We start from the raw sequence: 26,824 nt of genomic DNA, 5'->3' as shown, positions 1-26,824 counted from the left end.
ATGAGCGTTACTTCTGTCAACCCTGCCACTAATGCTACCAACGAATATTATTTGACTCGCCAAAGTCAAATGGAATCGAATGTTCGTAGCTATCCACGTAAATTACCGTTAGCGATAGCGAAAGCACAAGGTTGCTGGGTTACTGATGTTGAAGGTACACAGTACCTTGATTGTTTAGCTGGGGCAGGTACATTGGCTTTAGGTCATAATCATCCTGCGGTGATTCAAAGTATTCAAGACACATTGGCAAGTGGTTTGCCATTGCATACTTTAGACTTAACCACACCTTTAAAAGATGCGTTTACTGAAGCGTTGTTAGCATATTTACCAGGTGGTAAAGAAGAATATTGCTTACAGTTCTGTGGTCCTTCTGGTGCAGATGCGACTGAGGCAGCAATTAAACTTGCTAAAACTTACACTGGCCGTAGCTCAGTGATCAGTTTCTCTGGTGGTTACCATGGTATGACTCATGGTTCACTTGCAATGACTGGTAACTTAAGTGCAAAAAATGCAGTGAATGGCTTAATGCCAGGCGTACAATTCATGCCATATCCGCATGAATATCGCTGCCCACTTGGTTTAGGTGGTGAAGCTGGTGTTGACGCTTTAACTTACTATTTCGAAAACTTTATTGAAGATGTTGAAAGCGGTGTAACTAAGCCTGCTGCTGTTATTCTTGAAGCAATTCAAGGTGAAGGCGGTGTTGTTACAGCTCCAGTAAAATGGTTGCAAAAAATCCGTGAAGTGACTGAAAAGCACAACATCGTTTTAATTTTAGACGAAGTTCAAGCAGGCTTTGCTCGTTCAGGCAAAATGTTTGCATTTGAACATGCCGGTATTGAACCTGATGTCGTTGTAATGTCTAAAGCAGTAGGTGGTGGTTTACCACTTGCAGTATTAGGTATTAAGCGTAAATTTGATGCTTGGCAGCCTGCTGGTCACACTGGTACTTTCCGTGGTAACCAACTTGCTATGGGTACAGGTCTTGTTGTATTAGAAACGATCAAGGAACAAAACCTTGCTCAAAATGCACAAGAGCGTGGTGAATTCTTACAAGCTGAATTGAAAAAATTAGCTACTGAATTCCCATGTATCGGTAACGTACGTGGCCGCGGTTTAATGATTGGTGTTGAAATCGTTGACGAGCGTAAACCTGCTGACCGTATCGGTTCTCACCCTGCTGACTCTCAGTTAGCGGCTGCGATCCAGACTGCTTGCTTTAACAACAAGTTATTGCTTGAAAAAGGTGGTCGTAACGGTACAGTAATTCGTTTACTTTGCCCACTCATCATTACTCAAGAAGAGTGTGTAGAAGTAATTGCTCGCTTTAAGAAAGCAGTTGCAGAAGCATTGGTTGCAGTGCGAGGCGCGTAAGTATGGTGGATTTTGCAGAACATCGTAAAGCGTTACTCTGCAATGATGCACAATCCATTGCTGACTATGAGTCAGCAATGGGCGAAGCGGTAAAAGCCGTTTCAGCATGGTTGCAAAATGAAAAAATGTACACAGGCGGTAGCATTAAAGAGTTGCGTTCAGCAATTTCTTTCCAACCTTCAAAAGAAGGTATGGGTGTACAACAATCTCTTCAACGTATGATTGAGCTTTTCTTGAATAAAAGCTTGAAAGTACACCATCCACATTCATTAGCACATTTACACTGCCCAACCATGGTGATGAGCCAGATCGCGGAAGTGTTAATCAATGCAACTAACCAGTCTATGGACTCATGGGATCAAAGCCCGGCAGGTTCATTAATGGAAGTTCAGCTTATTGATTGGTTGCGTCAAAAAGTAGGTTATGGTTCTGGTCAGGCTGGTGTTTTCACTTCTGGCGGTACTCAATCTAACTTGATGGGTGTGTTACTTGCTCGTGACTGGTGCATTGCGAAAAACTGGAAAGACGAAAATGGTAACCCATGGTCTGTACAGCGCGACGGTATTCCAGCTGAAGCAATGAAAAACGTCAAAGTCATTTGTTCTGAAAATGCTCACTTCTCTGTGCAAAAGAACATGGCAATGATGGGGATGGGCTTCCAGTCAGTTGTAACTGTTCCTGTGAATGAAAATGCACAGATGGATGTTGATGCTCTTGAAAAAACAATGGCGCATCTTCAAGCTGAAGGTAAAGTTGTTGCTTGTGTCGTTGCGACAGCGGGTACAACCGATGCTGGTGCAATTGATCCATTGAAAAAAATCCGTGAAATTACTAATAAGTATGGTTCATGGATGCATATCGATGCTGCATGGGGCGGTGCACTGATCTTGTCAAATGACTATCGTGCAATGCTTGATGGTATTGAGTTGTCTGACTCGATTACCCTCGACTTCCATAAGCATTATTTCCAAAGCATTAGCTGTGGCGCGTTCTTGTTGAAAGATGAAGCGAACTATCGTTTCATGCACTACGAAGCTGAGTACTTGAACTCTGCTTATGATGAAGAGCATGGCGTACCTAACCTTGTGTCTAAATCATTACAAACGACTCGTCGTTTTGATGCTTTAAAATTGTGGATGACCATTGAATCACTCGGCGAAGAGCTATATGGTTCAATGATTGACCATGGTGTAAAACTGACTCGTGAAGTTGCAGATTACATCAAGGCAACTGATGGTTTAGAGCTTTTAGTTGAACCACAATTTGCTTCGGTATTGTTCCGTGTTGTTCCGGAAGGTTACCCAGTTGAGTTTATCGATAGCTTGAACCAAAACGTAGCAGATGAATTGTTTGCACGTGGTGAAGCAAATATCGGTGTAACAAAAGTTGGTAATGTACAGTCATTGAAGATGACAACATTAAGCCCTGTAGTAACTGTCGACAACGTTAAGAACCTTTTAGCTCAAGTATTGGCTGAAGCTGAACGTATTAAAGATGCGATTGCTTCTGGTAACTACGTACCACCAATCGACTAATTGAGTTGATACCCCAAAAAGCTCGGTTTATTGCCGGGCTTTTTTATTACATATTATTTTTATTAAAAGTGTGTATCAGAAGAAGGGTATATGCACAAAACATGCATATTTTCAAAAAACAAAAATAATTATGCATGATTTATGGTGAGCAAATTTCTTATTGTATTGGTATGTTCCCGATTTTTTGGTCGCATTGATATATCAATACGGCACTTGCTTTAAACCATACTACATAAAGTAAGAAGTCGTAATTACAATTAAGACAAGGAAGAAGAAATGCAACAAGCGAATATGCTTAATGAATTTAAACTTATTATTGGCGGTCAACTTTGTTCAGGTGAACAAGGTGAACTGGAAATTATTAACCCTGCTACAGGCTTAACTGCTGCACGTTGTGCAAAAGCATCAGTTGCACAAGTGAATCAAGCTGTTAGTGCAGCTAAACAGGCTTCTAAAGCTTGGCAGCTTGTCTCGCATGATGAGCGTAAATCAATTTTAAACAAGATTGCAGATGGTATTGAAAAGCACGCTGAAATGCTTGCAGAGCTGGTGGTGCTTGAACAAGGTAAACCACTCGCACTGGCACAAATGGAAGTGCAAGGTGCAATTGGCTGGACGCGTTATGCGGCTTCTATGGATTTACCGGTAGAAGTAATTGAAGACAGTGAAACTAAACGTATTGAACGCCATCGCCAACCATTGGGTGTAGTGGCTTCAATTACGCCATGGAACTGGCCACTCATGATTGCAGTTTGGCATATCATGCCTGCTTTACGTGCAGGTAATGTTGTCATTAGCAAACCTTCGGAATACACACCATTATCGACTTTACGTCTATGTGAAATCATTCAGCAAGAAGTTCCGGCAGGTGTGATCTCAATTATGGTTGGTGCTGGTGAGATTGGTGAAGCATTATCTTCTCATCCAGATGTGCAAAAAGTCGTGTTTACGGGATCAACTCGAACAGGGCAGCACATTATGGCTGGTGCAGCTCAGCAGCTAAAACACTTAACTTTAGAGCTTGGTGGTAATGATGCTGGTATTGTATTACCAGATGCAAATATCGATGAAATTGCTGCTAAGATTTTTAATATGGCGTTCTTGAATGCTGGTCAAACATGTGCAGCGTTGAAGCGTTTATATGTGCATGAAAGTCAATATGAAGCTTTATCTCAAAAGTTAGCTGATATTGCTAACGCTCAAGTTGTGGGGGATGGTATGGCATCTTCTACAACATTTGGACCAGTACAAAACCAAATGCAATATAACAAGGTAAAAGCTCTGATTACTGAAGCGATTGCACAAGGTGCAAAAGCACTTTCTGGACAACAACAGCTACCAGAGCAGGGCTACTTTATTGCATCAACTATTTTGACTGAAGTTTCTGATTCTTGCCGTGTGGTGCAAGAAGAGCAATTTGGTCCAGTGTTACCTGTTTTAAAATATACCGATATCAACGATGCTATTGCTCGTGCCAATGACAGTGAGTTTGGTTTGGGTGGTTCAATCTGGTCTTCTGATCTTAAAGCCGCACAGACCTACGCTACACAGCTTCAATGCGGAACGGTCTGGATTAATACCCATGCAGAAGTACTGCCTCATGCACCTTTTGGCGGCTGGAAAATGTCTGGCTTAGGCGCTGAGTTTGGTTTGGAAGGTTTGCTTGAAAATACGATTGGACAAACGGTCCATATTAGTAAAGTCTAAATATTAATTTTAAGGCGGATTTAGTATCCGCCTTTTTATTTTCACTTTTAAGAGTGAAAAGCTGAGTTACTTTATTGAGAGTGATGATAGCTCATGCTTTTAGGCTTGATTAAAAAATGATTCTGTTCTTTAATTTTTTTAAGAACAATGTAAGACTTTATGTGGCCTATAAAATTATAAGAAAGTAATCTTTCAGTCACAAATTGAGAAAGCTGTTCTAAATTTTCAGCAACGACTTTTAAAATAAAATCTGCATCACCACTAATTGAAAATGCATCCTGAATGTTGTCTTCAGCTTCAATCAGCTCTTGGAAAGCTTGCTGTGATTTCGCCTCGTGTGTCCTTAAGTTTATGTGAATCATCGCTGTAACTTCCAGCCCTAGCGCCTGTTGCTGGATGCGTGCCGTATAACCAAGGATCACGCCTTTTTGTTCAAGCAATTGACGTCGTCTTGAACATTGAGAAGCAGATAAACCGATTAAATCTCCAATTTCCTGATTGGTGAGTCGTCCATTCTTTTGTAGTGCCTGAATGATTTGCCAGTCGAACTTATCCATTGCATAAAATCCTTTTATGATACACAAATCATGTATTTTTATTAAAATGCGTTTTCATTATGCACGAAATCTAAAAGATAGATGAAATATTATTTTTCTATGGAATAAAAATTGGTCTCAAAGGATATAGAGCAATGTTCATAGAAATTGGTGAATTTTTAAATCTTCGTCTAAAACAAATGGGTATCCAACATCTTTTTGGTGTACCTGGTGATTTTAACCTCTCATATCTAGAACAAGTTGAAGCAGACCCACAACTCGAATTTATTGGAAATTGTAATGAATTAAATGCTGCGTATGCAGCAGACGGTTATGCACGAATTAACGGTTTTTCTGCCTTGGCAACCACTTATGGTGTAGGTGACTTAAGTGCCATTAATGGTATTGCCGGTGCCTATGCAGAAAATGTACCTCTTATTCATATCTCAGGTATTCCACCTTTACATGCAGTTCAAAAGGGCACTCTCATACACCATACGTTAGTTGATGGTAACTACGACAACATTATGAACTGTATGAAAGAGTTCACAGTTGCCCAAACTCGTTTAACTCCTGCAAATGCAGCTTCTGAAATTGACCGCGTATTGCGTCAGTGTTTCCTTGAACGCCGTCCTGTACACATCCAACTACCAGGTGATATTACTCACGTTAAAATTGAAGTGTCTGAGCGTCCACTCGACCTAAGCTACCCAGCTGTTGAACCTGAATTATTGCAAAGTGTAGTAAGCAAACTTTGTGACATTATTGAGAATGCTCAAAGTCCAGCGCTTTTAATTGATAATGAAGCCTCAGTTTTTGGTGTAACTTCACTTTTAAATGATTTGTCTCAGAAATGCTCAATTCCATTTGCAGGTATGAATACTGCAAAAAATATTATGGATGAAGGCTCACCTCGTTACATCGGAACTTATGTGGGTGGGGCAAGCCAACCGCATGTGAAAAATATCATTGAACAATCTGACTGTTTAATTGGTGTTGGCGCACGCTTTACCGATGTAGGCTCAGCTGTATTTACGCATCAAATTGAGACCAAGAACTACATCGAAATTAAATCTTATGGCTTAAATATTTTTGGTCAGGATTTTCCGGGTATTGAAATTGGACAATTACTTGTCGAGCTAAATAAAAAAGTTGCGCCACGTAAATCGTCAATACCTCTTCTTGAAAAACAACCTCAGAAAGTAATTGAAGCGCCAGCTCAACAGAAGCTTAGCCAAGATGTGCTTTGGAACTACATTTCAGGGTTCTTAAAAGAAGATGATGTGATTATTGGTGAAGTAGGGACCTCAAACTCTGCTTTGTCAGGTATCAAACTTCCTGCTACAGCTAAATATATTGCTCAGCCGCTTTGGGGTTCTATTGGTTATACCTTGCCAGCTTTGCTTGGTAGTTTGTTAGCTGCTCCTGAGCGTCGTCAAATTTTGTTTATTGGTGACGGTTCATTCCAGCTTACGGTACAAGAGCTCTCTACGATTATCCGCCATGGTTTAAAACCAATTATTTTCTTGTTGAACAATGGCGGCTACACCATTGAACGTTTAATTATGGGTGAAAACGCTGCCTATAACGACGTGCAAAACTGGAAATACACTGAAATTCCAGCGGTATTTAACGGTAAAAAAGGCCATACAACTTATGTGGTTGAGACTGCTGGACAGCTGAAGAGTGTTTTAGACAACGTTCAGCAAAATGATCAATTAACCTTTATTGAATTGAAACTACCAGCAATGGATGCACCGGTGAGTTTGAAAAAATTTGCTTCTGTGATTGCACGTTTTGACTACGGTGATCGCGGCTACGAAATTTTAAAGGAGCGTTCCCAACCCGTTAAATGTAAGGATGCAATCTCTTTTTAAATAGAAGATAGGACACGTCTTCTCAAAAATTAAATGGACTCATACTAAAGCAACTTATGTCCGAAGGTCGGTTTCTGGTCTTCGGATATGGTGCTGAATAAAGGTGTACAGGAAGTGACACCAACATTGGAGATAATGTTATGGATGCAAACAATAAGCACGAGTTAAAACAAGGCTTATCCAATCGGCATATTCAACTCATCGCACTCGGAGGGGCGATCGGAACAGGGTTATTCTTAGGACTATCACAAACAATTAAACTGGCAGGTCCTTCAATTTTATTGGGATATGCAATTGCAGGAATTATTGCCTTTTTGATTATGCGTCATTTAGGTGAAATGGTTGTTGAAGAACCAGTAAGCGGCTCTTTTAGTTATTTTGCGAACAAATACTGGGGCAAAATGGCTGGTTTTATGTCTGGCTGGAACTACTGGGTTTTGTATGTACTGGTGAGTATGGCCGAACTGAGTGCGATTGGTACTTTTATTCAGTTTTGGTGGCCAGAAATTCCGACATGGCTGACCGCTCTATTTTTCTTTATTTTAATTAACGGCATTAACTTGGTAAATGTCCGCTTTTTTGGGGAATCGGAGTTCTTATTTTCCTGCATTAAAATTGTTGCGATTTTAAGTATGATTGGCTTCGGTGCTTATCTTTTACTTTCAGGCTCAGCAGGTCCGCAAGCGGGTGTTGCAAATTTATGGCAACACGGTGGTTTCTTCCCGCATGGTATTCATGGCTTTATTATGGCTTTGGCTGTCATTATGTTTGCATTCGGTGGTCTAGAACTTATCGGTATTGCTGCGGCTGAAACGAAAAAACCTGAAACAACAATTCCAAAGGCAGTAAACCAGATTGTTTATCGCATCCTGATTTTTTATATCGGTGCAATCGGTATTCTTTTATGTCTTTATCCATGGAATATGGTGGCAGAAGGCGGTAGCCCGTTTGTCTTAATTTTCCAGTCCCTCAATAGTAATGGCGTTGCGAATGTTCTGAACTTTGTGGTCTTGATTGCTGCTATTTCGGTTTATAACAGTTGTATTTACTGTAATAGTCGTATGTTGCATGGTTTAGCAGAGCAGGGCAATGCGCCAGCAATTTTGAAAAAAGTGAACAGCCGCGGTATTCCGGTCCCTGCAGCAATTGTTTCTGCTTCAATTACAGCAGTCTGTGTAGTGGTCAACTATTTAATTCCAGGTCAAGCTTTTCAGCTCTTTATGATGTTGGTTGTGGCTGCGCTTGTTATTAACTGGCTTATGATTTCAGTCACGCATTTGAAATTTACCAAAGCAATGAAATTGCAAAAGCGTCAAACCAAATTCCAAAGTATTCTTAGCCCATGGAGTAATTATTTAACTATTAGCTTTGTATGTTTCATTCTCATTATTATGGCGATGACACCAGATATGAGACTCGCTGTTATTTTGGGGCCTATCTGGCTTGCGGTTTTAGCGATTATGTATTTCTTTAAGTATCGTAAAAAAATGGTCGCAATGCCGGAAGTACAATCAAACTAATAAGCTAAATTTACAGTGATATTGCGGTTATCTGACATAAGGCAGGTAACCGTTTTTGTTTTGTCATAATATTTTCATGTTCGGGCAAAATAATTTTTTAAAAATAAAGGTGACACGTAAAAAATTGAGAATTGTGTCAATAAAATAATTTTGTAACATCAATTCATTAAATTACTTAAGTTTTTATAATTTAAGCATAATTATAATTTTATCATTTTGAACATTTGTCATATTTCCCATTAAATCTAAATAGCAAAGGACTTATAAAATCATCTTAAATAATTGATATAAAATAGATTTAAAAATGTGACAATGAACATTATAAAAATCATGAAAGCGTCATAATACTGTAACTTATTTGTCATATTTTCTATTCACAATGCAGCTATCGAAGAGCGTACAAGCACTCAACAAAAAGTGACGTACAACCTATTGCATTAATGAGAGAGAACAGAATGCGCTTAAATCCACGTCAAATCGCAATTGCATTAGCAGTAACTGGGGCCGCTGTAACAACGACTGCAAATGCAGCTCGTGATACGATTCAAATTGCTGGTTCTTCAACTGTATTACCATTTGCCAGCGTTGTAGCTGAAGAGTTTGGTAATACATTCCCTCAATTTAAAACTCCTGTCGTAGGTTCTGGTGGTTCTTCTGCTGGTTTAAAACAGTTCTGTCAAGGTGTTGGTGACAACACAATCGACGTTGCAAACGCTTCTCGTAAAATTAAAAGCACTGAAATCGAAGCTTGTAACAAAGCTGGTGTAAAACAAATTCAAGAAATCAAAATTGGTTATGACGGTATTGTATTTGCGTCTAGCTCAAGCAAAGCAGCTTATAAATTAAAACCTTACCATGTGTTTGCTGCTTTAGCTGCACAGTTACCTTCAAAAGGTAAATTGGTTCCAAACCCTTATACAAACTGGAACCAAATTGACAAATCACTTCCTAATGAGCCTATTACGCTTGTTATTCCTGCGTCTAACCACGGTACGCGTGAAGTTTTCCAAGAAAAAATGGTTGAAGCTGGTTGCGAAGCGTATGAATACTTCAAGAGCTTAGACAAAGACGCTCAAAAGAAAGCATGTTCTACTTTCCGTAAAGACGGCCGTGTAATTGAAATTGCTGGTGACTATACAGAAACTCTAGCTCGCTTAAAAACTTCTCCAAGTGCAGTAGGCGTATTTGGTTTAAGTTTCTATGACATGAACCGTGACAAGTTACGTGTAGCGACAGTAAACAACGTAGTTCCTTCTGAGAAAACTGTGTTAAATGGTACATACCCTGTATCTCGTCCACTATACTTCTATGTAAAAGGCGAGCACTTAAAATCAGTTAAAGGTTTACCACAATACGTAGAATACTTCCTAAGCAAAAAAGCGACTGGTAAAGGTTCTAAAGCTGAGCGTGATGGTTTAATCGCGATGTCTGATGCAGAACGCGCTAAAGTTTTAGCTGACTTTAAAGCAGGTAAAACTGTTAAATAAGTTAGTTTGAATAGGGGCTGGTGATCTCAAGCGATCATCAGCCTTTTTGTCTAACACGTTTTTCCCAAATTATGACAATTGAGAAAACAGTGGAGAATACATGAATCTGCTACTTATCGGTGTGTTGTTAGCCCTTGTGGCAATTGCATATCAACTTGGGCTGAGAAAGAGCCGCCACCTAGCAGGTAAGGGAAGCAACTCGGCGACATTACATTCTCGTCCAGGTTATTATGGCGCACTGGTTGGGCTTTGGTGCGGTATCCCTGCTTTTTTAATTTTGATCATTTGGAACTTGGTTGAGCCAAGTATTTTAAATCATATTATCTTTAACAACGTACCTGCTTCTGTGACAGCTTCTCTAGATGAAGCAGCAAGAAGTGTACTTGTTGATCGAATTCAAGCGATCGCTTCTGGTTTTGGGGTAAGTGATCATCCCGCGGCTTATGAGTTGGCTGCTGCTCAGCAATATGCAAAATTTCAAACTATTGGCTCTTTTGCCAAATTTGCTGTTGTTGTCTGTGCCGCTTTGTTGGGCTTAGTGTGGGCAAAGAAAAAAATCAGCCAAGAATATCGCGCACGTAATCAAGTTGAGCGTGCAATTAATGTTGGTTTGATCTTATGTTCTGGCGTTGCAATTTTAACCACGATCGGCATTGTAATGTCGATGTTTGGTGAGGCAATGCACTTCTTCCATTTTGTAAGTCCAATCGACTTTTTCTTTGGTACAGAATGGAACCCCGGCTTTAGTACTTCAGGTAATGCAGAAGGTAGTTATGGTTTATTACCATTACTATGGGGCACGCTCATGGTCAGTGGTATTGCCTTATTAGTTGCTGTACCTGTTGGCTTAATGATTGCTATTTATTTAGCTGAGTATGCTTCGCCGTGGTTACGCTCATGGGCAAAACCTACCATTGAAGTTTTAGCGGGTATTCCAACAATCGTTTATGGTGTTTTTGCCATGATGATTATTGGGCCATTCTTTAAAGCTGCTGGTGCGTATGTTGGTATTGAAATTAATGCAACCAGTGCTTTGACTGCCGGTTTTGTAATGGGAATTATGATTATCCCATTCGTTTCATCTTTGTCTGATGACATTATTACTCAAGTTCCTCGTGCACTTCGTGATGGTTCGTTAGGACTGGGCGCAACCAAATCAGAAACGATTCGCCAAGTGGTTTTACCGGCAGCTTTACCAGGTATTACAGGGGCATTTTTATTGGCTGTTTCGCGTGCCGTAGGGGAAACCATGATTGTGGTTTTGGCAGCAGGGAACAGTCCACTTCTACATGCAAATCCGTTTGAAGCTGTTTCGACAGTTACCGTAACCATTGTAAAACAGTTAACGGGTGATACTGATTTTGCGAGCCCACAGGCCTTGGTGGCATTTGCACTGGGATTAACACTCTTTGTGATCACTTTAGGATTAAACATTGTTGCACTGTACATTGTGCGTAAATACCGTGAGCAATACGAATGAGTACATCAAATACATCGTCTCCTATGGATCAGAACGTATTTGATCCACAAGCCGCTGCTCAGGCACGTGATCGCCGTAAAAAAGTGATTGAAAAATCACTGGCTAAACGTCACCGCAAAGAAAAAGCTTTCCGCTTTGCAGGTTTGTCAGCAGTTGTTATTGGTCTTGCATTCGTTGCGCTACTGTTTGGCAGTATTTTGGCAAAAGGTTTACCGGCATTCTGGCAAACCAGTATGAATGTACCAGTCTACTTCGATCCTAAAGTAATTGATGCAGGTCCAGTGCCGGTACGTACACAAGGTGAAACACCTGCACATTACCAAGAACGTTATGTCGATTGGCAAACAAAAATGGGGATGGTCGATTGGGATAGCCTGATCGTAAATGGCATGATTGCTAAAGATCCTTCACTTGCATCACAACGCGATTATTTAAGTAGCCTTTATGCAAGTTCTGAAGCTTATCGCTTACGTGATATGGTGTTTGCTGACCCATCACTCATTGGAAAAAAAGAGAACCTAACTTTCTTGGGTGATGCCAATGTAGATGTATGGCTGAAGGGTAATATTGACCGCTCATTACCAGATGACCAGCAGCAACTTGATCCGGAAATCCGCAAGCTGGCAGATGACCTTAAAGCAAAAGGTGTACTTGAAAATACCTTTAATACCACTTTATTTAAGAATCCTGACTCTCGTAGTTCACCAGCGATTAGTGGTCTTGCAGGCGCATTCATGGGTTCATTATTCATGATGCTGATTGTGATCATTATTTCAATTCCAATCGGTGTTGCCAGCGCAATCTATCTTGAAGAATTTGCTCCAAAGAATGTCATTACAGACATTATTGAAGTCAACATTAATAACCTTGCTGCTGTACCTTCAATCGTGTTTGGTTTATTGGGTGCTGCAATCTTTATTGGTTGGATGCATTTACCGTTGTCAGCTCCTTTTGTCGGTGGTTTGGTATTAAGTTTAATGACACTACCAACAGTCATTATTACAACACGTGCTTCTTTAAAAGCTGTGCCACCTTCAATTCGACAAGCTGCCCTAGGTTTAGGTGCGTCTAAAGTACAAACCGTTTTCCATCATGTTTTACCGTTAGCATTGCCGGGCATCATGACGGGTGCAATTATTGGTGTTGCACACGCACTCGGTGAAACTGCACCTTTACTTTTAATCGGGATGAGTGCATTCGTTGCAAGTGTTCCAACCACTCCATTTGATCAAGCAACTGCTTTACCTGTCCAAGTTTATCTATGGCAGGGTAATGAGTTGCGTAACTTCTTCGAAGGCCGTACTGCTGCTGCGATTATCGTACTTCTTGCATTAATGATTGGTTTAAACAGTCTTGCAATTTGGTTACGTAAAAAGTTCGAAGTGCGTTGGTAATAGAGGATAAATCATGAATACTATTGATATTACGAATTCCTTAGAAAAGGATAAGTTAGTGAATACTGAACAATCTCAACTTACAGATACACAACTGCATCATGGCACTTCGTACGTTTCGCATTTTGAACCACACGCTTCAAAAAAGCCAAACTCAACCGAAATCAAGATCAGTGCACAAGATGCCCATGTTTATTATGGTGACTTTGAAGCGATTAAAGGCATCGATTTAGATATTTATCAAAATGAAGTAATTGCGTTTATTGGGCCATCAGGCTGCGGTAAATCGACTTTCCTGCGTACTTTAAACCGTATGAACGACACGATTGATGGCTGTCGTGTGACAGGTAAGATCACTTTAGATAACAAAAATATCTATGATCCAAATCTGGATGTTGTATTACTGCGTGCACAGGTTGGTATGGTGTTCCAAAAGCCAAATCCATTTCCTAAATCTATTTTTGATAACGTGGCATATGGTCCGAAGCTACACGGTTTAGCACGTGACAAATATGACCTAGAAGAAATTGTTGAAAATAGCTTGCGTAAAGCAGGTCTATGGGAAGAAGTGAAGGATCGGTTAAACCAACCGGGTACTGGCTTATCTGGTGGTCAGCAACAACGTTTATGTATTGCACGTACGATTGCAGTAAGTCCAGAAGTGATTTTGATGGATGAACCATGTTCTGCACTTGACCCAATCGCAACGGCAAAAGTGGAAGAGCTGATTTCTGAACTTTCTGATCAATACACAATCGTTATTGTAACGCACTCGATGCAACAAGCAGCGCGTGTTTCAGACCGTACTGCTTACTTTCATTTAGGTGATTTGATTGAAGTAAACTCTACAGAGAAAGTATTTACTCAGCCTGACCACCAATTGACAGAAGCGTACATTACTGGCCGTTTCGGTTAATTGATCGTTGTAAAAGAAAAAGAGCCTCGTGCTCTTTTTTTTATTTAATAAATGAAAATGACTCTATTTTGCAAAATCGCTATTGAATTTTAATCAAAAGAACCACATCTTAAGGCTATAAAGACAAACTTATGAGCATAGAATTTTATGTTATTCCATTTGCCTAAACTCCCTGCGGAAATACGTGTTAGTCATTTAAATGCACGTGTAAATGAACAGAGAAAAAAAATTGCACAAACCACAGCAAGTCGTTTAGAGCTTTTACAATTGGCTCAACAACTTGCAAAAGAAGCTAAAATTCGCCGTAAGAACAACCAGAAAATTTTTGTTTTAGATTTTAAAGGTGACATTCAGGCATCTGCGGTTGAAAATCTTCGTGAAGAAATCACCCTTATTTTAGCAACGGCTAAAGCTGGACGTGACCGTGTTGTGGTACGTCTTGAAAGTCCGGGTGGTATGGTTCATGGATATGGATTGGCGGCAGCTCAATTGGTTCGTTTGCGTGACGCAGGTTTTCATTTAACGATTTGTGTCGATAAGGTTGCGGCAAGTGGCGGCTACATGATGGCTTGTATTGCAAATGAAATTATTTCTGCACCGTTTGCTGTTGTGGGTTCGATTGGTGTTGTGGCTCAGGTACCAAATTTTAATCGTCTTTTAAAAGAACATAACGTGGACTTCGAACTTTACACAGCAGGACAATATAAACGTACTGTCACCATGTTTGGTGAGAATACTCCTGAAGGTAAGGCGAAGTTTGAAGAAGAGCTACAACAAACGCATGTGTTGTTTAAGCACTTTGTAGAGAAATATCGTCCACAGCTTAATGTAGACAAGGTTGCTACAGGTGAACATTGGTATGGTCAAGATGCACTTGATTTAAACCTTGTAGATAAACTACAAACTTCCGATGAGTATCTATTAGCATTGTTACCTCAGCATGATGTATATGTAATTAATACCCGTAAAAAAGCAACTTTGGGTGAAAAATTAGGCTTACAAGCAGCTCAAATGGCAGATAGCCTGATTCCGGCTGTAATGAATAAAGTGGCTGATACTTTAGCAAAAGCGAATTCAACTTTAGTTCAAATGCGCGATACTAAATTTTAATTAAGATATATTTTCAAATTAAAGAGTGCCTTTTAGGGGTGCTCTTTTTTATGCGAAAGATTAAAAGAATTTGATTTGAATTGCCGGAACGACAATTCATTTTTATAAAAAATAGATATTGAATAAAGATTCAAAAAAAATTGTTGATAAATATACTTATTGAATTGTGATAAATAAGTGATTTTGATATTTTAGGCAACAATAAAATAGCTTTTAGATGATCCATTTAAAAGATAAACATTTAAAAATATAACTGAAATTTAGGACAGGAAATAATGACAAGAATAATTGTAGCATCCAAAGAGGGTTTGGACGTTCTGCAAGATGGTCAGCTCAATAAGGTGGTTTTAAACCAACCTACTATTATTCAAATTGGTGTAAGTCAAAAAGATATCGCATCGATGGAAAAGCAGGGTGGAAGTCTAGTCATCCATTTAAAAAATGGAGAAACAATTGTCTTAGAAAATTTCTTTAATGAAGCAACGAATACAACAGAGCATTCACTCGTTTTTCCAACTGAGCAAGGAAAATTTGTTGAAGCATAATTTGATGCTCAAGGTAAGGTTATAGATTATAGAGGCTTAAATCATGTTACGGATTTGGCCTATACCAGTACCAGCCCTTTAACTGCAACAATGGCCGTTGATAATGATCCAAGCTTTTCAATGGGTAATGTACTAAAAGCAGGCTTAGCAGTTTTAGCCGCTGAAGGTTTATATCTTTGGGCATTTGATAAAGATGACAAAGATGATTCACCCAGTACTCCCGATTTAATAGCACCTGCTGCTCCTACAGCTACGCTTGCTGATGATACTGTGACAGTGACTGGCAAAACTGAAGCAAATGCAAAAATCTACATTAAAGATGCAGCAGGTAATACAGTGGCCTCAGGTGTTGCTGATGCGAGCGGAAATTACACGATTAAATTAGATAAGCCGTTAGTGAATGGGGATAAATTAAATGTTATTGCCCAAGATGCGGCTGGAAATAATTCTAAAGTTACTGTGGTAACAGGAACAAAAGATACAATTGCCCCAGATGTTCCACAAGCTCAATTGAGTGATGATGGTTCCTTAGTGACAGGTAAAGCAGAAGCAAATGCAAAAATCACTGTTTATGATGCCACTGGCAAAGTATTAGGAACTGTTTTTGCGAATAAAGATGGTATTTATTCTTTAAAACTTACTCCACCATTAACCAGTGAAGCGGGCGGTAAAGTGGTTGCCGAAGATGCTGCGGGTAACAAATCTGAGGAAGTTAAAATTATTGCGGGTAAAGATACCATACCACCAGCATCTCCTTTTGTTGAAGTAAATAAAGAAGGATCGGTAATACATGGTAAAACTGAAGCAAATGCAAAAGTTCAAATAAAAGATGCCGATGGTAAAGTGATTGGAAGTGGGACCGCCGATGCTCAAGGTGAATTTCAAATTACACTTTCACCTGCTTTAAAAGAGGCGCAAAAGGGCACAGTGGTTGTGGAAGATGCTGCTGGTAATGTATCTAAACCAGTTGAAATTACGCCAGGCTTTGACTCGATTGCACCAGATAAACCGACTGTTCAAATTAATACAGATGGTACTTCTGTAACCGGTACGGCTGAGGCAAATGCCAAAATTGAAATTAAAGATACAACAGGTAAGGTAATTGGTAGTGGAACAGCGGATGCGAATGGAAAATTTACAATTTCTATTTCACCAGCCTTAACGGATAATAAACATGCTTCGGTATCAGCTATAGATAATGCTGGAAATAAGTCTGAAGTTGTTGATATTGTAGGTACAAAAGATACAACACCACCATCAAAACCTATATTAAATAGCGTAGATGATGATGTAGGCGCTGTTAAAGGAGCTATAACGGCTGGTTCTGAAACTGACGATGCTAGACCAAAACTTACAGGCTCAGGTGAAGCAAATGCAACTCTTACGATTTATGATAATGGTGTTGCAATTGGAGTTGTGACGGTAACAAGTGGTAGATCTTGGTCATTTACATTTGATAAAGACTTAGCTCTTGGTAAGCATACTATTACTTTGACTCAAACTGATGCGGCGGGCCTTACCAGTGAGGCAAGTTCTCCTTTTACCTTTTATGTAGTTGCACCGAAAGCTGCGAGCCTGTCTGAAGCTTCAGTAGATACTTTAAGTACAGAAGGGCCATCTTTGGCAGATAGTGTTGGATTGCATACTTTAAAGGCAGCGCAAAGTACATCAACTGAGACGAATAACCCGCAGAAATCGGTTCCTTTAGATGATTTATTAAAAAGTTCTACGGCTAGTGAATCAGACCCAATCGCAAAACTTCTCTCATCAACAGCGTTAAAAACGACTCAGGCATCTGAGCCAATCGAAGTAAATGCATCAGTTGGTCAGACAACATCAAATCCTGATCATCCTTTACCTGATACAACTTCTTCGGTTTTACAAAACCTTTTAGATCAAACTTATCCAGTTGTTTAGGGTATTTGAGACAACATGTAAAAAGCGCTCAATGAGCGCTTTTTTAATTTTAATTTATTGTTTGATTTTTTGGTGTTGTGAGAAGAGCGATTAGCCCATAGAGGATTGCGCCAATTGTAGCGAGTAACATGTCTTTATGTGCATCCCACATATCACCTTGTTGCCCATTATAATTTTCAGCTTGTTCAGGTGATAGCCCGATTGCAATTACCCATTCGATCAGTTCATAAAAGACACTAGACGCCATCACAAACTGGACTACAAGTAAGAATAAAGAAAAAGGACGTGCAGTGGGTAACCATACTTGGAATACACGATAAATAAGAGGATAGAGCAAAACACCATAGGCAAGATGAACTAAACGATCATACATATTGCGGGACCAGCCCATATATTGATCTAGGTTGAAATGGAACGCCTGTTGTATCCAGTCATTGTATGGAACGTAGGAGTAGAGATAGTGAGCACCAATAATATGGATTAATAAAAACAGTAGATAAAAAGTAAAACTTAAGAAATCCAGTCCAATTTTTTTGAAAATAATAAAAAGCAGAATCACCATAAAAACAGTGCCAGCTTGATGAAGCAAATAAGCCTCAAACTCAAGTGGTTGAATACCTGAAATGATAATGGCAATAAAAAGCAGGCCAAGTGCAATATAGTGTTTAACTTTGAATTCTTTTTCGATCATTTTATAAATAAGTCTTTATTCTGATTTGTATGAGTGTAATAAAAAAGCGAAGCCTAAGCTTCGCTTTTTATAACTTTTTTAATTAGATTTTGCTAATTAATTCGTTAATTTGTTTAGCTTGTTCAGCAGCATTACCTGTGTAAGTTGCAGGTGTAAGCTCAGCTAAGCGAGCACGCTCTTCACTTGGTACTTGAGCAAGTTCGTTACCATTTACGAAGTCAACCATCATGTCACGCGTCATTGCTTGACCACGAGTTAATGCTTTTAACTTCTCATATGGTTTTTCAACATTATAACGACGCATAACTGTTTGAATTGGCTCTGCAAGAACTTCTTGAGCTTGGTCAAGATCTTCATTTAAGCGGTTTGCATTGAGTTCAAGTTTACCAATACCTTTTAAGCAAGCATCAAAAGCAATTAAGCTTTGAGCAAAACCAACACCCATGTTACGAAGTACAGTTGAGTCAGTTAAGTCACGCTGCCAGCGAGAAATTGGCAATTTTTCGCCTAAGTGAGCCAACACTGCATTTGCAATACCTAAGTTACCCTCAGAGTTTTCAAAGTCGATTGGGTTAACTTTGTGCGGCATAGTTGATGAGCCAACTTCACCTTCTTTAAGTTTTTGCTTGAAGTAACCTAAAGAGATATAACCCCATACGTCACGGTTAAAGTCGATCAAAATTGTATTGAAACGACGTAACGCGTCAAATAATTCAGCCATGTAGTCGTGTGGCTCAATTTGAGTTGTATATGGGTTAAATGTTAAACCTAAAGATTCAACAAAAGCTTGTGAATGCGCTGGCCAATCCACATTTGGATAAGCAGAAAGGTGAGCATTGTAGTTACCTACTGCACCATTGATTTTGCCTAGTAATTCAACATTTTCAAATTGTTTGATTTGGCGAGCTAAACGATATGCAACGTTCGCCATTTCTTTACCCAAAGTTGTTGGGCTAGCAGTTTGACCATGTGTACGAGACAACATCGGTTGTTCAGCATGAGTTGTAGCTAAAGCAGAGATTGCATTTAAAATTTGCTTCATGCTTGATACTAAAACCTCACGACCGTTTTTAAGCATAAGTGCATGAGACAAGTTATTGATGTCTTCTGATGTACAAGCAAAGTGAATGAACTCACCTGCATTTTGTAATTCAGCAATACCTGCAATTTTCTCTTTCAAGAAGTATTCAACTGCTTTTACGTCATGGTTAGTTGTGCGTTCAATTTCTTTAATGCGGTTCGCATCTTCTTCAGAGAAGTTGCTTACGATTGCATCTAGTGCTGCATTTGTTTCAGCTGAGAAAGGAGCAACTTCAACAATTTCCGGACGGTTAGAAAGCGCTTGTAACCAACGCACTTCCACAGTGACACGAGCATGAATTAAACCAAACTCAGAAAGAAAAGGGCGTAGCGCATCACATTTGCTGGCATAACGTCCATCTAATGGTGATAGTGCGGTTAAAGCGTTCATAACGATTCCTTAATGCTGGAATAAACATAAAACAAAAATAATCTCGTTACAGCCTTAGATAACTTGGTACTGTAAACGAGCAAGTGCTTGAATATCCTGTAGCAATTTACGTTTGCTAAAAATCATGTTCCATGAACTACCGCCGAGTTGTCGCCATAAATGGGCCATTTGTAGCCCCGTAAACAGACAAGCACGAATACGGTTGGTATGGTTGGTATCTTTAAATGCCTCAGCATTACCACGAACAAGAATACGTGGATTAATCTGTCCGGCAGTATCAACATAGGTTTGCGCCAAATTGGCTAAAATACTTGGATGTAAATAGTTATTATCAAAAAAAGAAAGCTGTTTTAAAATCTTCTGCTGCGCTTTTTCAATAATCGCCACATATTCAGGATTGCTATAGACCTTTTTCTCTAACTGCAAAAGTGACATCGCATAAGACATAGGAAGTTTTGCACTACGCATTTTAGGCAAACGAGATTTAGGCGCATTGGTAAAAGGCTGAGTGATACAATTTTCAAGAGTTTTAAGACCCAACGAAATATCAGCCAATTGATTAAAAAAATCCAACGTCTGAACAGCATTATTATTTGTTGTAGGGCGAATATTTAAACTCGCCTTTATTAATAACTCAAAATAAAAGTTACCACTTTCACCAATACTTTGCTGACCTGTCATGGCGGTCATATGCGTAAGCTGGGTCGCTTGAAATACCCCAGCCAAGGCAAGGGCACGGTTTTGGCGAACATTCAAGGCTTGTGATTGTTGAAAGGGTAACTCCACCATGCCATTCATTCCCTTAAATAAAATTTGGTGTAGGGGCGTTTGTATGGTGAATAACACCCCCGCCTAGGCAAACTTCATCCGAATAAAATACAACACTTTGGCCTGGTGTAACTGCACGTTGAGGTTCATCAAACTCAACACGAACACCATGCTCACTATTTTCATCAATAAACACTGTACAAGCTTGATCAGGCTGGCGATAGCGTGTTTTAGCGGTGCAACGTAATCCTTCAGCCGGAATATTTTGCTCGCCTGCTACCCAGTCAATGGCCTCACTCCAAAGCTGTGTACTTTGCATAAGTGGGTGATCATGTCCTTGGCCGACCACTAAACGGTTATTGGCAACATCTTTATGAAGTACAAACCATGCACCTTCTGATGCACCTTTCATACCGCCTAGACCAATACCGCCACGTTGACCGAGCGTATAGTACATCAGACCGTGATGTTCACCAACTTCTTTGCCGTTATCCAGCACAATTTTACCTGGTTGAGCGGGTAAATATTGTTTAAGGAAGTCATTAAAGCGACGTTCACCGATAAAACATATACCAGTTGAATCTTTTTTCTTCGCAGTTGCTAAGTCCAGTTCTTCAGCAATTCTACGAACTTCCGGTTTTTCAATTTCCCCTACCGGGAAGAGAGTTTTATTAATTTCACGGCCATGCACTGCATGTAAGAAATAAGTTTGGTCTTTATTGTTATCTAAACCACGTAATAAAGGTGCATATGCTTCACCTTTAGAGTTATAAGCAGTTTCAGCACGACGAGCATAATGACCTGTTGCAATAAAATCTGCACCTAAGGTCATGGCATGATCTAAAAATGCGCGAAACTTAATTTCTTTATTACATAAGATATCTGGGTTTGGAGTGCGACCGGCTGCATATTCAGCCAAGAAGTGTTCGAATACGCGGTCCCAATATTCCATAGCAAAGTTTGCAGTATGAAGTTTAATACCGATTTTATCTGCGACTGCTTGAGCATCGGCTAAATCTTCCATTGCCGTACAGTATTCCGTGCCGTCATCTTCCTCCCAGTTTTTCATGAAAAGGCCTTCAACTTGATAACCCTGTTGAAGTAAGAGCGCCGCAGAAACAGAGGAATCTACGCCACCAGACATACCGACGATGACACGTTGTTGCATAGGACTAGGCATCCAAATGAGAAGTTAATGAGGGAGAGAAAGGGTGCTCATAAATAAGAGCTAAAGGATAATGTTGTCCTTTCATGGCGTCTTCAATGGCTTTAATGACAAGAGGACTACGTGCACGGGCAGATTCTTTAAGTTCATCTAGAGTCATCCAGACAGCAGAAACAATACCTGTATCAAGTTTTGGGTCGCTTTCGACGTGGGTCACATGCGCTAAAAAGCAGAAGCGATAATAAGTACGGTCCGGAAACATAGGGGGGGTATAAGTATAAATACCAAGTAGGGCATCTATATCTATATGATGTCCTGTTTCTTCAAGCGTTTCACGGATCGCTGCTTCTGTTAGTGTTTCACCACATTCCACATGACCAGCAGGTTGATTAAACACTGTGTGTACAAAACCTTCGCTATGTTCTTCGACAAAAAGATAGCGTCCATCTTTTTCTACGACTGTAGCGACAGTGACATGGGGAGTCCATGCGGCCATAAAAAAGCACCATGAATTTAAAAGTCGTATGATACGAAATTTAGGGGTTTTTGGCTACGGTCATCTTACAAACGATAGAGCATGCGAATAACTCTATCGTTTGAAAAACTCGGTTTGTTTTAATTTATTTGATTATCTTTATGGTTATTTTGCACTTTTACATAATGTCTTGCTGAGTAAGGTAAAAATGCCAATTCTTTTTCGGTTAGAGGACGTACTTGTTGTACGGGGCTTCCAACATAAAGATAACCACTTTTTAAGACTTTACGAGGCGGAACTAAGCTTCCCGCACCAATCATCACATCATCTTCAATAACAACATCATCTAAAATAACCGTATTGATTCCGACTAGTACGCGGTTACCAATAGTACAGCCATGTAAAGTCACATGATGGCCTACTGTCACATCTTCACCAATAATAAGAGGTGAACCATTAGGCTTAGCATCATTTTTATGGCTGACATGTAGCATACAATGGTCTTGTACATTACTGTTTTTGCCAATTTGAATACTATTTACATCTCCGCGAATGACTGCAAAAGGCCACACCGAAACATTTTCGGCCAATTTAACATCACCTACAACCACGGACATTTCATCAATGTAACAGCTTGGATCAATTTGTGGGTGATGGTCTAAATAAGGACGGATGTTTTTTGCCATGAGAAGTATCAATAGAAAATTTAGTAAAAGTATAAAATAAAAAAGCACTCACGCTAATAGCATGAGTGCTTAATTCAACTATTCTAAAATTATTTAAATTTAGAATAAGTTGCTGAAGAATTGTTTGATATGGTCAATTAAACGTGCGAAGAAACCAGCTTCTTCAACAGGTTTTAAAGCAACCAATGGTTTTTCAGCAATAACTTTACCATCTAAACTTGCAACAAGCTTACCAACGACTTGACCTTTTTGAAGTGGTGCATTTAGGTTCGGTTGAACAACCAACTGAGTTTTAATGCCGTCCGCTTTGCCTTTAGGCATAGTTACATTGAAGTTTTCAGCTAAACCAACCTGAACTTCATTTTCTTTACCAAACCAAACTTTAGCTTTTGCAAGAACTTGGTTTGCAGGTTGTACATTTGCAGTTTCAAAGTTTGCAAAACCCCATGCCAATAATGCACGAGTTTGGTCAGCACGTTCAGACATGCTTGGTGTACCAAAAATAACTGAGATTAAACGCATTGGACCGCGTTTACTTGAAGTCGTTAAGCAGTAACCAGCTTCATCAGTATGGCCTGTTTTTAAGCCATCAACACTTGGGTCAGTGTAAAGTAAAGCATTACGGTTACCTTGTTTGATACCGTTAAATGTGAATTCTTTTTCAGAATAAATCGGGTAGTATTTTGAGCTGTCTTTAATAATATGTTGTGCTAAAACAGCCATATCTTTTGCAGTTGAGTAATGACCTTCAGCTGGCATACCTGTTGAGTTAATAAATTGGGTATTGGTCATTCCGATACGTTTTGCTTCTTGGTTCATCATGTGAGCAAAAGTACCTTCATTCCCAGCAATATGTTCAGCCATTGCTTTTGATGCATCATTACCTGACTGAATAATAATACCGCGAAGCATTTCTAAAACAGTTGCTGTACCATTTAATGGAACATACATACATGATTCAGAACTACTGCCTTTACACCAAGCAGATTCGTTCATACGAACCTGTTCATTTTCGGTAAGTTCACCTTTTAATAATTTTTGTTCAATGATGTAGCTTGTCATCATTTTAGTCATAGAAGCAGGAGCAAGCTTTTCATTTTCATTTTTAGAAGCGAGAATTTGTCCTGTCTCGTAATCCATTAATACATAAGACTTATTATTTAATTCTGGCGGAGCTGATAAGACAGTTGCTGCATAAGAAAAACTTGGTAAGAGGAGGAGTGCAGCAATAGCGCTTTTTCGAGTCATTCTAGGTAATTCCAATATCTTGTATGAAGCAGAAGAGCCTAGCATTTTAGGATAAAGCAAAGCCGACTTCTATGGGGGAAGTCGGCTTTTTCAAACAGTATTGTAACTAGAGAGTTTTTAACTAATTTAGTTTTGCGATTGATAAGCTTTCACGTCTTGGCAAACTAACGTATTTTGTTCGTTACCAGCAGCTTTTGCATCATTACGTGCTTCTTTTAAGACTTTCTTGAAGCTCTTGTCTTTACTACGTTTTTCTAAAGCTGCAACTGGATCGGCTTCATTTGGCAAATAGTCTTTTACAAGACGCTCATAACCTTGAGCAAATTCGGCATCTTTTTTACCAATTAAACTTGGGCAAATTTCAGAAAGTACTTGAATTGCTGCTAATTCTTCCGGTGTAGTACCTTTGGTCGGTGTAACTTCAACAACATTTTCATTTTCAGTTTTCTTTTCAGCTGTTTTTTTCTTGTCAGCAGCATAACCCACTGTTGCCATTGTCATGAGTAAAACAACAGAAAGTGATTGAACTAAGCTTTTTTTCATAAACATGGATAACCTGAAACAAAAATTTGAAATATGCCGATAGCTTAAACAATTTAAACGCTAAAAAAATGGAAAAAATGTATTGTTATGTAGGTTTTCTGCTTTATCTCAACAGAAAACCCCAAAGATAAGCTTACTGATTGAGCTAAGCTCTTAATCTTTGTAATTTACCACTTCCTCACAAAGTTCATGTTGTTCGTGGTGATCCATTTCTTTGGCAGCCTGACGTGCTTCACTTAACAGGGTTTTATATTCTGAATCATTTTGCAGCGCAGAGAAGGTGATTGATTTATTGGAATAACCACTCAGATACATTGCAATAATCTTTTGGGTATTGGTTTCAAGTTTTTTATTTGCGCCAACAAAATTAGGGCAAATTTCCTGTAAGACTTGAGTAGAGGCAATGTCATCTTTAATTAAGCTGTCAGCTTCTTGTGTTGAGATACCCTCATCAGCAAAAACCGCTTGAGTACACAATGTGATACTAATCCCCAATACTTGAAAAAAAGGAGCGAAAGTTTTCATTTTTTCACAATTTTATAATGCTATGGAGGTATAAATATATATAATTCAACAAATAATTCAATTGAGAAAACCTCTGGGTTTATTTGTCGAGAAAGATTTTTTGTGAATATTTTAATTGCCAATGATGACGGTGTCTTTGCACCAGGTATACAAGCTTTAGCTGACGCGTTAAAACCACTAGGCCGTGTTGTGGTGGTTGCTCCAGAAAGTGAAAGAAGCGGGTTTTCGAGTGCCTTAACTTTAGATCGTCCTTTACGTCCTATTCAAATTGCTGAAGATGTATGGGCTGTTAATGGAACACCAGCCGATTGTGTTTATTTATCCATGAATGGATTATTTGATTTCGAATTTGATTTGGTTGTCAGTGGGATCAATAGTGGCGCAAATTTAGGCGATGATGTTTTATATTCGGGAACTGTTGGTGCAGCCTTTGAAGGTCGTTTAATGAAACAACCTGCAATTGCGGTTTCTTTGGCTGGGCCTGATGTACGTTCATACGACCATAAAGATGATTATGCGCAAGCAGCTAAATGGGTACATGACTTTATCGCAAAAGGACTACCTGCACTGCCACCGCGACATATTTTTAATATTAATATTCCAGATGTACCTCAGCTTAAAGGTACACAAATTACTTACCAAGGCCGCCGTGCCCAATCTAAACCTATCACCAGCCATGTAGACCCTAGAGGAAGACAGGTTTACTGGATTGGTCTTGCTGGTGAGGCGGTAACTGATCCACAGCGTATTGCTAGTCAAATACAATCTGATTTTTTTGCGGTCGCGAATGGTTTTGTGAGCGTGACGCCAATTCAGATGGATGCAACAAACTATGCGGTTTTAGAAGATTTGCAGGCCAGTTTGGGGTAATAAACTGAGCCGAATGTTATAACTTTGTGAATAAAGAAAAAGAGGAACATGTTTCCTCTTACTTTTTTGGTACTCTTAGCCGAAATGATTTGTAGCATTTAGTGAGGGAGATCGATGCATTTAACTGGGCAACAAAGCAGATTGCATATTCAAAGAGACAAAATAATGAAAATTATGATGTTGTCTGTAGCTGTAGGTTTTACTGTTGCAATGGCAGGATGTGCTTCTAAACCACAAATTAATAATAGTTCTCGCTATGCAATGGCTCCTAACTATTACACAGTCCGTTCAGGTGATACTTTAAGTGGTATTGCAATGCGCTATGGTCTGGACTATCTCAGTATTGCAGAGATGAATGGTATTGCACCGCCATATCGTATTTATGTTAATCAATCATTACGATTGAAGAAATCTTCTTCACCAAGAACTGTGTCGACACAAGTCATGGCGCAACCGGAACCAATTAAGCGTCAAACAATTGCTTTACCGACAACTACTGCACCAACCACAACCACTCCACCGCCAGCAACTGTTGCGCCATCAACCAATACAACAGTGGGAGCATCTATTCCAAGCTCAAGCTTACGTTGGGTGAAACCAAATAACGGTCCGGTTATTCAAGGCTTTAATTTGGCGAATAATGTCAAAGGAATCCGTTACGGTGGTAACCAAGGTGACCCGATTTATGCGGCGGCTGATGGTCAAGTTGTATACGCAGCCGATGGTCTGAAAGAATATGGTAACTTGGTTTTAATTAAACATATTGATGGTTACATCAGTGCGTATGCCCACAATAGCAAGATGATGGTGAAGAGTGGTGACAATGTAACCGCAGGCCAAAAGATTGCTGAAATGGGGTCTTCAGGGGCATCTCGCGTTATGCTTGAGTTCCAAATTCGCCTTGACGGTAAACCGATCAACCCTGCAAATCTTTTACCAAATTAGCTAATGCATTAAATATAGGTTTCCTCGTATAATACAATT

22 protein-coding genes and 1 pseudogene are annotated in these 26,824 nt (G+C 39.5%); 13 read left to right on the top strand and 10 right to left on the bottom strand.

Annotated features, from left to right (window positions below):
• The 3 genes from EGT34_RS06035 to EGT34_RS06025 all read left to right on the top strand — a co-directional run bounded on the left by EGT34_RS06035 (nucleotide 1) and on the right by EGT34_RS06025 (nucleotide 4,616).
• Nucleotides 1-1,374, top strand: coding sequence for a diaminobutyrate--2-oxoglutarate transaminase (locus EGT34_RS06035; protein ID WP_000117540.1), 1,374 nt, complete (start codon nucleotides 1-3; stop codon nucleotides 1,372-1,374).
• 2 nt (nucleotides 1,375-1,376) lie between these two features.
• Nucleotides 1,377-2,909, top strand: a complete 1,533-nt coding sequence (locus EGT34_RS06030; protein ID WP_000227387.1) for a pyridoxal phosphate-dependent decarboxylase family protein — start codon at nucleotides 1,377-1,379, stop codon at nucleotides 2,907-2,909.
• Nucleotides 2,910-3,185: 276 nt separating this feature from the next.
• The gene (locus EGT34_RS06025) at nucleotides 3,186-4,616 is read left to right on the top strand and encodes an aldehyde dehydrogenase family protein (RefSeq protein ID WP_024437081.1); all 1,431 of its coding nucleotides are present in this window, start codon (nucleotides 3,186-3,188) and stop codon (nucleotides 4,614-4,616) included.
• Between the two features lie 71 nt (nucleotides 4,617-4,687).
• On the opposite strand, the gene EGT34_RS06020 is transcribed toward EGT34_RS06025, so the two are convergent.
• The gene (locus EGT34_RS06020) at nucleotides 4,688-5,173 is read right to left on the bottom strand and encodes an Lrp/AsnC family transcriptional regulator (RefSeq protein WP_000357090.1); all 486 of its coding nucleotides are present in this window, start codon (nucleotides 5,171-5,173) and stop codon (nucleotides 4,688-4,690) included.
• Nucleotides 5,174-5,307: 134 nt separating this feature from the next.
• Here EGT34_RS06020 and EGT34_RS06015 point away from each other — a divergent pair, with 134 nt between their 5' ends.
• The 8 genes and pseudogenes from EGT34_RS06015 to blp2 all read left to right on the top strand — a co-directional run bounded on the left by EGT34_RS06015 (nucleotide 5,308) and on the right by blp2 (nucleotide 17,398).
• Nucleotides 5,308-7,029, top strand: coding sequence for an alpha-keto acid decarboxylase family protein (locus EGT34_RS06015; RefSeq protein ID WP_000469459.1), 1,722 nt, complete (start codon nucleotides 5,308-5,310; stop codon nucleotides 7,027-7,029).
• Nucleotides 7,030-7,169: 140 nt separating this feature from the next.
• The gene (locus EGT34_RS06010) at nucleotides 7,170-8,549 is read left to right on the top strand and encodes an amino acid permease (RefSeq protein WP_000339843.1); all 1,380 of its coding nucleotides are present in this window, start codon (nucleotides 7,170-7,172) and stop codon (nucleotides 8,547-8,549) included.
• A gap of 455 nt (nucleotides 8,550-9,004) precedes the next feature.
• On the top strand, nucleotides 9,005-10,036 hold the full coding sequence (locus EGT34_RS06005) for a substrate-binding domain-containing protein (RefSeq protein WP_001238909.1): 1,032 nt from the start codon (nucleotides 9,005-9,007) through the stop codon (nucleotides 10,034-10,036).
• Between the two features lie 100 nt (nucleotides 10,037-10,136).
• Nucleotides 10,137-11,516, top strand: coding sequence for a phosphate ABC transporter permease subunit PstC (pstC, locus tag EGT34_RS06000; RefSeq protein ID WP_024437079.1), 1,380 nt, complete (start codon nucleotides 10,137-10,139; stop codon nucleotides 11,514-11,516).
• The gene (pstA, locus tag EGT34_RS05995) at nucleotides 11,513-12,910 is read left to right on the top strand and encodes a phosphate ABC transporter permease PstA (RefSeq protein WP_000107954.1); all 1,398 of its coding nucleotides are present in this window, start codon (nucleotides 11,513-11,515) and stop codon (nucleotides 12,908-12,910) included. Before pstC ends, pstA begins: the two co-directional genes overlap by 4 nt.
• A 13-nt stretch (nucleotides 12,911-12,923) precedes the next feature.
• Nucleotides 12,924-13,826 carry a phosphate ABC transporter ATP-binding protein PstB gene (gene pstB / locus EGT34_RS05990; protein ID WP_001091973.1) on the top strand — a complete coding sequence of 301 codons (903 nt, stop codon included), beginning with the start codon at nucleotides 12,924-12,926 and terminating at the stop codon, nucleotides 13,824-13,826.
• Between the two features lie 147 nt (nucleotides 13,827-13,973).
• Nucleotides 13,974-14,936, top strand: a complete 963-nt coding sequence (gene sohB, locus EGT34_RS05985; RefSeq protein WP_000897185.1) for a protease SohB — start codon at nucleotides 13,974-13,976, stop codon at nucleotides 14,934-14,936.
• A gap of 275 nt (nucleotides 14,937-15,211) precedes the next feature.
• Nucleotides 15,212-17,398 (top strand): annotated as a pseudogene (blp2, locus tag EGT34_RS05980) (Ig-like repeat protein Blp2).
• Nucleotides 17,399-17,447: 49 nt separating this feature from the next.
• Here blp2 and EGT34_RS05975 read toward each other — a convergent pair.
• The 9 genes from EGT34_RS05975 to EGT34_RS05935 form a co-directional block, all read right to left on the bottom strand.
• Nucleotides 17,448-18,089: a DUF2238 domain-containing protein gene (locus EGT34_RS05975; RefSeq protein ID WP_000570314.1), complete on the bottom strand. Its 642-nt coding sequence runs from the start codon at nucleotides 18,087-18,089 to the stop codon at nucleotides 17,448-17,450.
• A gap of 82 nt (nucleotides 18,090-18,171) precedes the next feature.
• Nucleotides 18,172-19,560, bottom strand: coding sequence for an adenylosuccinate lyase (gene purB / locus EGT34_RS05970; RefSeq protein ID WP_000993080.1), 1,389 nt, complete (start codon nucleotides 19,558-19,560; stop codon nucleotides 18,172-18,174).
• Between the two features lie 54 nt (nucleotides 19,561-19,614).
• The gene (hflD, locus tag EGT34_RS05965; protein WP_000229971.1) at nucleotides 19,615-20,349 is read right to left on the bottom strand and encodes a high frequency lysogenization protein HflD; all 735 of its coding nucleotides are present in this window, start codon (nucleotides 20,347-20,349) and stop codon (nucleotides 19,615-19,617) included.
• A 13-nt stretch (nucleotides 20,350-20,362) separates the two neighbouring features.
• Entirely contained in the window at nucleotides 20,363-21,496 is a 1,134-nt protein-coding gene (gene mnmA / locus EGT34_RS05960) for a tRNA 2-thiouridine(34) synthase MnmA (RefSeq protein WP_001187604.1), read from the bottom strand.
• Nucleotides 21,497-21,500: 4 nt separating this feature from the next.
• Nucleotides 21,501-21,989: an NUDIX hydrolase gene (locus EGT34_RS05955; RefSeq protein WP_000741964.1), complete on the bottom strand. Its 489-nt coding sequence runs from the start codon at nucleotides 21,987-21,989 to the stop codon at nucleotides 21,501-21,503.
• A 119-nt stretch (nucleotides 21,990-22,108) separates the two neighbouring features.
• Entirely contained in the window at nucleotides 22,109-22,654 is a 546-nt protein-coding gene (locus EGT34_RS05950) for a gamma carbonic anhydrase family protein (protein WP_001107199.1), read from the bottom strand.
• 99 nt (nucleotides 22,655-22,753) lie between these two features.
• Entirely contained in the window at nucleotides 22,754-23,902 is a 1,149-nt protein-coding gene (gene dacC / locus EGT34_RS05945) for a D-alanyl-D-alanine carboxypeptidase PBP5/6 (protein ID WP_000197255.1), read from the bottom strand.
• Nucleotides 23,903-24,028: 126 nt separating this feature from the next.
• Entirely contained in the window at nucleotides 24,029-24,451 is a 423-nt protein-coding gene (locus EGT34_RS05940) for an MCR_0457 family protein (RefSeq protein WP_000480886.1), read from the bottom strand.
• Between the two features lie 147 nt (nucleotides 24,452-24,598).
• Nucleotides 24,599-24,970 carry an MCR_0457 family protein gene (locus EGT34_RS05935; RefSeq protein WP_000846419.1) on the bottom strand — a complete coding sequence of 124 codons (372 nt, stop codon included), beginning with the start codon at nucleotides 24,968-24,970 and terminating at the stop codon, nucleotides 24,599-24,601.
• Nucleotides 24,971-25,072: 102 nt separating this feature from the next.
• On the opposite strand from EGT34_RS05935, the gene surE reads away from it, so the two are divergent.
• Together surE and EGT34_RS05925 are read left to right on the top strand one after the other, a co-directional pair.
• Nucleotides 25,073-25,840 (top strand): 5'/3'-nucleotidase SurE, encoded by a 768-nt coding sequence (gene surE / locus EGT34_RS05930; protein ID WP_001023216.1) that lies wholly within the window; start codon nucleotides 25,073-25,075, stop codon nucleotides 25,838-25,840.
• Nucleotides 25,841-25,954: 114 nt separating this feature from the next.
• Nucleotides 25,955-26,785 (top strand): peptidoglycan DD-metalloendopeptidase family protein, encoded by an 831-nt coding sequence (locus EGT34_RS05925; RefSeq protein WP_000550750.1) that lies wholly within the window; start codon nucleotides 25,955-25,957, stop codon nucleotides 26,783-26,785.
• Nucleotides 26,786-26,824 lie beyond the last annotated feature (39 nt).

Source organism: Acinetobacter sp. FDAARGOS_558, assembly GCF_003937785.1.
Taxonomy (GTDB): domain Bacteria; phylum Pseudomonadota; class Gammaproteobacteria; order Pseudomonadales; family Moraxellaceae; genus Acinetobacter; species Acinetobacter baumannii.
Note: the sequence above shows the minus strand (reverse complement) of the source record. Positions and strands in the feature narration are given on the sequence as shown.